Source organism: Pseudomonas sp. IT-P253 (assembly GCF_949768125.1).
GTDB lineage: Bacteria > Pseudomonadota > Gammaproteobacteria > Pseudomonadales > Pseudomonadaceae > Aquipseudomonas.
The window spans coordinates 199,667-206,940 of sequence record NZ_CATKPT010000077.1; the positions used below are offsets into that span (position 1 = coordinate 199,667).

General features: G+C 54.5%; 8 protein-coding genes and 1 pseudogene. 4 read left to right on the forward strand and 5 right to left on the reverse strand.

What is annotated here, in order from left to right; all coding sequences use genetic code 11:
* Positions 1-29 precede the first annotated feature (29 nt).
* From ACM6IR_RS26110 to ACM6IR_RS26120, 3 genes and pseudogenes are all read right to left on the reverse strand, one after another.
* Positions 30-1,637 carry an ArnT family glycosyltransferase gene (locus ACM6IR_RS26110; protein ID WP_414910370.1) on the reverse strand — a complete coding sequence of 536 codons (1,608 nt, stop codon included), beginning with the start codon at positions 1,635-1,637 and terminating at the stop codon, positions 30-32.
* Positions 1,638-1,838: 201 nt separating this feature from the next.
* Positions 1,839-2,120: pseudogene (locus tag ACM6IR_RS26115) on the reverse strand (LysR family transcriptional regulator); the annotation flags it as partial.
* A 17-nt stretch (positions 2,121-2,137) separates the two neighbouring features.
* Positions 2,138-2,899, reverse strand: a complete 762-nt coding sequence (locus ACM6IR_RS26120) for a hypothetical protein (protein ID WP_414910353.1) — start codon at positions 2,897-2,899, stop codon at positions 2,138-2,140.
* A gap of 182 nt (positions 2,900-3,081) precedes the next feature.
* Between ACM6IR_RS26120 and ACM6IR_RS26125 the strand changes: the two genes are divergently transcribed.
* The 3 genes from ACM6IR_RS26125 (at position 3,082) to ACM6IR_RS26135 (ending at position 5,489) form a co-directional block, all read left to right on the forward strand.
* A complete protein-coding gene (locus tag ACM6IR_RS26125; protein ID WP_414910354.1) occupies positions 3,082-4,542 on the forward strand; it encodes an MFS transporter in 1,461 nt (486 codons plus the stop codon).
* Between the two features lie 204 nt (positions 4,543-4,746).
* On the forward strand, positions 4,747-5,130 hold the full coding sequence (gene crcB, locus ACM6IR_RS26130; RefSeq protein ID WP_414910355.1) for a fluoride efflux transporter CrcB: 384 nt from the start codon (positions 4,747-4,749) through the stop codon (positions 5,128-5,130).
* Between the two features lie 14 nt (positions 5,131-5,144).
* The gene (locus tag ACM6IR_RS26135; protein WP_414910356.1) at positions 5,145-5,489 is read left to right on the forward strand and encodes a DUF190 domain-containing protein; all 345 of its coding nucleotides are present in this window, start codon (positions 5,145-5,147) and stop codon (positions 5,487-5,489) included.
* Here the strand turns inward: ACM6IR_RS26135 and ACM6IR_RS26140 are convergent.
* Together ACM6IR_RS26140 and ACM6IR_RS26145 are read right to left on the reverse strand one after the other, a co-directional pair.
* Positions 5,371-5,658: a DUF1214 domain-containing protein gene (locus ACM6IR_RS26140; RefSeq protein WP_414910371.1), complete on the reverse strand. Its 288-nt coding sequence runs from the start codon at positions 5,656-5,658 to the stop codon at positions 5,371-5,373. The genes ACM6IR_RS26135 and ACM6IR_RS26140 overlap by 119 nt on opposite strands.
* A complete protein-coding gene (locus tag ACM6IR_RS26145) occupies positions 5,659-6,144 on the reverse strand; it encodes an adenosine-specific kinase (RefSeq protein WP_414910357.1) in 486 nt (161 codons plus the stop codon).
* 269 nt (positions 6,145-6,413) lie between these two features.
* On the opposite strand from ACM6IR_RS26145, the gene ACM6IR_RS26150 reads away from it, so the two are divergent.
* Positions 6,414-6,746, forward strand: coding sequence for a hypothetical protein (locus tag ACM6IR_RS26150; RefSeq protein ID WP_414910358.1), 333 nt, complete (start codon positions 6,414-6,416; stop codon positions 6,744-6,746).
* Positions 6,747-7,274 lie beyond the last annotated feature (528 nt).

Below are 7,274 nucleotides of genomic sequence, written 5' to 3' on the forward strand. Positions count from 1 at the left end.
ACCGGCTAACGGGTGTCCTCTTTTTTTCTTCAGTACATCGATTGAACCGAAGTTTGCGTTGCAGCTTGACCGTCTACAGGAGTACCTGTCGCTTTCACGTTGGGTATGAACGCGGCACTGCCAGATTCACGAGCGTGAAACATCCGGGCGCCGTTGTTTGGCTTGGTGGTGATCAATTGATGGTCGGCGGTCAGATAAGCCAAGGGCAATTGATTGATGTCTTTGTACTGTTCCACGATGATCGTGCGTTCAGGATTCCAGGCCTCGCCACTCTCTTTTTCCAGCCACGCCATCAGTGCTGCCGTGTCGCCTTTTTGCGGAATATCCGAATCAGGGGCAACGTAGTAGAACGGTGAGCCATGATTTTGCATGTACATGGGCAGCTTGTTGTCGACATCCACCATTACCATGCGCCATTCGTTCCACGGCGCAGTCTTGATGGCCTCTGCACGCACATCTTTGGTGAACTGTATGACGCCACCCCCACCACCATTGGTCCAGGGATAGATAACGCCAATAATCAAAAATAACAGCACTGCTGTCCCGGCAATACCCTTCGTCCAACCGGGCCCGCTGACTTTACCGGCAGCACGACGCTCGGCCATTCGCCGGGTTACCCACCAGGCAGCCAGCAATTGGGCAAATGGCACCAGAGGCAATACGTAGTAGCTGCGTCGGCTGCCACTGGCAGTGAAGAACAGGAACAGCAACCCCAGGCCGCAGATCAGCCAGCGAACGTTGGGTTCGGTTTGCTTCCAGTTGCGTACGGCCAACCACAGGCCGAGTATCCAGCAGGGTGCCCAGGGCAGGGTATAGATCGGCAGGTAGAGCAGATAGGTATAGATCGGACCTATGTTGTCGAAAGGCTGGAAGAATCGAACCACGTTTTCCCGAAATACCAGGCCAAGCCCACTCGACCCAAAAGTCGGCGCGCCATAGCGTTGCGACAGTATGAACGGCACCATGTAGAACGCGCCCCCCACCAGCATCGCCAGGAACATGCGTGGATTGAGATGGTTCTTCCAGCGTCCCTCGCCAAGCAAATGTGGCAGCAGCAACAGCCCTGGAAGGATGAATCCGATCAAGCCCTTGAACAGCGAGGTCAGTGACAGAAACAGGAAAAATACGACGTAGCGACTCAGGCGCGTGTCGTCCGGGCCGCGCCAATACCACCAGACAGCTGCCAGGACACCGCAAACAGTCAGGATGTCTGCCGTTGCGACCCGAGCCCAGAAAACGAAAAAGAACGTCGTCGCCAGAAACCAGCCGGCAAGCAGGCCGGTGCCTTTGCTATATAGCTGTTTGCCGATCAGGTAGACCAGCCAGACACTCAGCCACGCAGCCAGGACCGAGGACAGGCGTAGCGACCAGTGTCCGAGGCCGCCCATCAGGTGGGCGGTGGCAGCAATCAACCAATAGGAAGGCAAAGGCTTGTCGTAGTAGGGCATGCCCTTGAGGTAAGGGTCGAAATAATCACCTGTTTGCAACATTTGCAGGGTGATGTTTGCCCAGCGCGTTTCTGCGCCCCAAAGCTCCCTTGCCCCCAACCCGAAGAGCAGCAGAATCGCAGATACGCTCAGCAAAATGATCAGCGCACCATGGTCACTTTTCGAAAACCTGACTAACGAATTTTTCATGACTATTTTTCGCATCTTGCGCTCGCCGTGGTGTCGGGGAAGCGGCTGGAACATCAAGGCTATCAGGCGAAATGTGATGATATTGTTAGAAGATTGAAAATAAACCATTAGTTCTGATCTAAGCGTGTTGAAGGGGACTCTCTCTCGATCCATCGTAATGACCTCATGAGTATTCCTCATCAGTGCTGTCATTTCATCCGATCAACCCACACCCCGCCCAGCCTGCTGCGCAAACCACTGCATGATCACGCTACACGCCGGATGCGAAGCCGCCGAAGGCTGCGGGCACAGCGAGTAAATCCCCCGAGTCTTCAACGGCTGCCCAAACGGAACCACCAATACCCCACGATCAAGCGACTCCTGCGCCAGCTTCAGATCCGTCATTGCCACACCCAAACCCCGCGCCGCTGCATCCAGCGCCAGCTCATCGAGGTTGAAGGGGATGTGTCGGTAATCCTCCAGCGACTTCCCGCCGCATGCCGAAGTGCTTCGTTGTTTGGTTACTGCCCGAGACGAGAAAGTGTGTCGCGCATCGGTTCGACTGATACCCCGATTATCCCGTCGAGCGGTCTGTTCATCTCTTGAATAAGAAACATCGCAGCGGAGGTTGAAAGCGCACACGTAAACAACGCGACGATGACTGTCCCGTTGTAGGGGGCGAATAAGCCGAACGAGCCGAAAATAATCGATAACCACGTGACGAGAAAGATTAAAAATATATCGGGAATCGAGCCATTTGCTTGTAAGAGTGTTAACCACCGCGCTCCAAGCACCTCATCAGCAATCTGTTCCGCTTTGACCTTGAGCGCGTGCTGCAGATCGTTGCCTGGCTGCAAATTTTCAATCTGCCTTCTAAGAGCGTCCGAACGACTAATAGCCTGCGGACTTTCGAGTTGCGAGAGCTTTGACCTGTCGTGCGTTGCGATCACGTCGATCACGGCTGCATAGTTGTGCTTGAGTACCGTGCGGATCTCTTGGGTTTCTGGTCCAAACCGCGCTAACACTTGGTCGAGCTGAATGACCTTGGCTGCGTTTAGAATGAGCTGCGTGTTGGTCGTTTCGAAAGTGACTTTTGCGGACGAAATCAGTAACCCAAGAACCAAGGCAGCCATTGTAGCAATCAGTCCAGTCGCCAGCTTTACCACGCCGAGGGACTCATCGCTCAGGTGGTGTGCAGGCAACTGCTTTCGTATAAAAAGACCTAGTAGTGCACTGCCAAATACACACGCAAAGATAATCAACGCAACGAAAAGATGGCTCAATTGACTCTCCCTGTATGGCAATGGAATCTCACGCTTTGCAATGAGATGGTTACACGTTAGCAGGTACTGACTGAGCAGCTTCTTTTTGGGGGGGGCGTGCAACCCGGCAGCGGAATTTTGAACTCCCGATCCAGGGGCTTGCTCCTAACTCACAAAGCACTGCAGATGACAATGATGTGGCGATGACCTACCAACAGCTGCATAGCCGCGAGCCCGGCGCGATATTCGAAACCAATCTTCCAGCACGCCTGGACCGCTTGCCGTGGGGCCGCTTTCACTCCCTGCTAGTGTTCGCGCTGGGAATCACCTGGTTACTCGATGGCCTGGAAGTGACCCTGGCCGGCTCGGTATCCGGCGCTCTGAAAATCAGCCCCGAATTGCGCATGAGCAACTTCGATATTGGCTTGGTCGGCAGCACCTACATCGCCGGCGCAGTGCTCGGTGCCTTGCTGTTCGGCTGGCTGACCGATCGCCTGGGGCGGCGCAAGCTATTCTTTATTACTTTATGGCTGTATGTAGGTGCCACGGCGGCTACGGCGTTCTCCTTCAACCTGGAAAGCTTCCTGCTGTTCCGTTTCCTTACGGGCATGGGCATCGGCGGCGAATACACGGCGATCAATTCGACCATTCAGGAATTCACCCCGGCACGCTATCGCGGCTGGGTCGACCTGACCATCAACGGCACATTCTGGTTAGGCGCAGCGCTTGGCGCCAGCGGGGCCATCGTGCTGCTGGACCCGCACGTGGTCGGCGGCGACCTGGGCTGGCGCCTGTGTTTCGGTATCGGTGCAGCGCTGGGCCTGTTGATTCTGGTGATGCGTCTGTGGCTGCCGGAAAGCCCGCGCTGGTTGCTGATCCATGGTCAGCGCGATGAGGCGCGACGCATCGTCGAAGGCATTGAAGCGCGTCTGCGCGAACAAGGCCATGAGCTGCCGGCCGTGACCAGCAAACCTCTACGCCTGCACGCGCGGGACCATACGCCGCTGGCGGAGATCTTCCATACCCTGTTCATCCGCTTCAGCCGTAGCGCGCTGGTGGGAATGACCCTGCTGACCGCGCAGGCCTTCTTTTACAACGCGATCTTCTTCACCTATGCGCTGGTGCTCACCGATTTTTACCAGGTACCCGCCGAGCATGTCGGTTGGTACGTATTGCCCTTGGCACTGGGTAATTTCTGCGGGCCGCTGCTGCTGGGGCGCCTGTTTGACGTGATCGGCCGACGCGTGATGATTAGCTTCACCTACGCGACGTCCGGGATGTTGCTCGCGTTCAGTGGCTATGCCTTCCAGCAGAGTTGGTTGGATGTCACCCAGCAAGCCGCGGCATGGATGGTGATCTTCTTTTTCGCTTCGGCAGCGGCCAGCTCGGCCTACCTGACCGTGGCAGAAAGCTTCCCACTGGAAATCCGCGCCTTGGCCATCGCCGTGTTTTACGCGTTTGGCACTGGCCTGGGCGGCATCATCGGGCCGACGCTGTTTGGCCACCTCATCCAGACCCAGCAGCGCAGCAGTCTGTTGATTGGTTATCTGATAGGCGCTGCGCTAATGTGTGTGGCAGCGGTGGTGCAAGCGGTTTGGGGGGTGGCTGCGGAGCGTCGAGCGTTGGAGCAGGTGGCCAGGCCTTTGTCGCAGGTTGGGGATTGAGGTCGCGACTGACGGAAAGCGATCCAAAGCTGACTGCGCCTGAGCACTCAATTGAAGCTCGGTATTACTTTGAAACCATTTGCTGGGCTGATATAGGATGGTTTGAGGAGAAGGCATGCCTTCTTTCTCCCCGTTATTTCCCCATTCGTTCATCCAGTAGTCAGAGATTTCTCGCCAATTCGTCCTGCGAGGAGATGGACAGCTATGCTGAAGTCACTGCTTGTTATCGCTATCGGCGCATCACTCGGGGCCTGGTTACGTTGGTTACTGGGCATCAAGCTCAATGCTCTGTTCCCAACGGTTCCGCCGGGAACCCTGATCGCCAACATGATCGGGGGATACATCATCGGATTGACGATTGCCTTTCTGGCCGCAACGCCTTCACTGAGTCCCGAATGGCGACTACTGATCATCACCGGTTTCTGTGGAGGGCTGACAACCTTTTCTACGTTCTCGGCTGAAACTGTCACCTTGATTCAGGAGGGCAGGCTGCTTTGGGCAATTGGCGCCATTTCGCTACACGTCGCAGGCTCATTGGCGATGACCGCCGCAGGGCTTCTATCGTTTCAATTGATTGGCACACGCTAAAGAGGTGATCAGTCATGAAAGGTTTTCTGGTGATTTTCTTTACTCAACAGAACCGTCGTCATCACGGAAAAATGTTGGGTGACTGGATCGTCGATTTGGCCAAAGAAATGGGGCTGCGTGGGGCCACTCTGGCAACGGGTATCGAAGGCTTTGGGCATTCAGGAAAACTGCACTCCTCGCATTTTTTTGAACTGGCCGACCAGCCAACCGAGATCCGCTTGGCCATTACTGAAGAAGAGTTCATTCGCCTGTTTGAGCGACTTGAGGCCGAAGATATTTCCTTGTTTTACATAAAGGCCCCGGTTGAATTCGGAGCCGTCGGTAAACAAGCCAACCAGTCCAGTCATCCCAGCAGCTGAAGGCAAAACGATTGAGCACGTTCCCTACCTGGAAGCCCTCATTGTCGTAGAGCGTGACAGACCAGAAAGCGTTTACCGGTGAGGTATCACCTTTATCGAAGTGATGCGTGCACTTGTTGGCACCATTGAGTGGTTTGCCCCTTGTCCCACGAAATGCCCGCTCTTCAATTCACAGCTTGTAGCCGATCTGCCGCAACAGGTTCTTGCGCCACAGGATGTCTTCGTCGCCTTCAATGTCATTGGCACAGAAGCCATCCACTACGCCCAGGATTGCTCGCCCTTGTTCCGTCTCGGCGAGAATCACTTCAGTTGGATTGGCTGTAGCACAAAAAATATGGCACACCTCTGGAATCATTTTGATGGTGTTTAACACATTCAGCGGATAGAAACCGTCGCCCAGAAAAATGATGAAGCTATGGCCTGCGGCGATGGCTTTGGCATTCTTCTGTGCAAGTTCGATCATTGAGGTGTCGGTGCCAGACCATCGCACCAGGCATTTGCCGGAGGCTTCACAAAAAGCCACGCCAAACTGGATACCTGGCACGGCATTTACCAATGCTTCGTGGATGTCCTCGACGGACTTGATGAAGTGGGTCTGGCCCAAAATGAAGTTCGTCACATCTGGTTTATCGATTTTCAACGTGATGAGTTGCATGTCAAACGCCTCCTTTCACGATATTGGTACCAGAGTTTGTCAACAGACAAAGCATAGCTACTCATTTTGTTATCGCTCCGTCGGCCAATGGGTTCTGCGCCATGGGCCTGCATTCGTGCAACGACAGCATCTATACCGTCGACGGCAAACATGATGCGACGAAGACCTGAAGCGTTCACTGGCGTGTCCACCAGCGACGCTTTGCTTCAGAGTCCGGCCATGCTGATAGAATCGGTCAGGTTGTACATAACACCCCTCTGAGAAATGGTATGAATACAGAATTGACAGAAGAAGAGATGCGCCGGGCGCTATTCGGTGACTCTGAGCCTCCTGCGCCGGTAATTAACTCACACGTGCAAGAATCCGTTCCGGATGTCGTGATCGTGCAACCGGTAAAAGCAGCGAAGAAAAAGGAAGTCTCAAAAGGCTTCACGCCCAGGCTGAGAGTCACGCTGCGGGTGGGAAATGAGTTTGAAGGCGAGATGCACGAAATGGTACATGAGGCCGATACGCTGAGCTCCCTGGTTGCGGAGCAAGAAGCTACTAAGACGGCCAGAAAAAAATTCAGGTTTGTGGAAGTGGTATCGGTCAAGTCGATGTAAGGGGGGGGCGCTTTCACTTGGCTCGCTCGCCTGGCATAACCGCATTCAGTTACCGCGGGTCACCCGAGCGATTCGTGTCGATTGAGGCCTCAAGCATTAGGGGGCGGTAGTCGTATCGCGGACTGGCTTTAACGCCATCATTCCATCCAAAAATTTCAATGCCTAACTGATCGCCAGCCCCAGGCCCCATAGCTGGCGGTGGCGACAGGCAGCCTTCGGCCAAAAGCGTTTAGTCAGAGTCCACGAAATAAGGGGTGATTCAGTGGCGGCGTGGTTTGGGTTCTCTGCTGGCCTGATGCTTTATATGGACCTTGGAAGTTTTCATAGTGGCAACCCAGGCTCTTTGGTGTGGGAAAAGAATTTCTAGACAGGGGTTGACCACGTATTTTAATGCTGTACTATTCGCCTCCCGCTAGCGAGCAACGTGATGTTGGTTCTGGCTTAAGTGTTTGATTTTGTTAAAAAATCATTAACTTTTAAGGTTGCTGTTTGAAGGGATGCGCTGTAAGATGCGCACCTCGGTCGAGG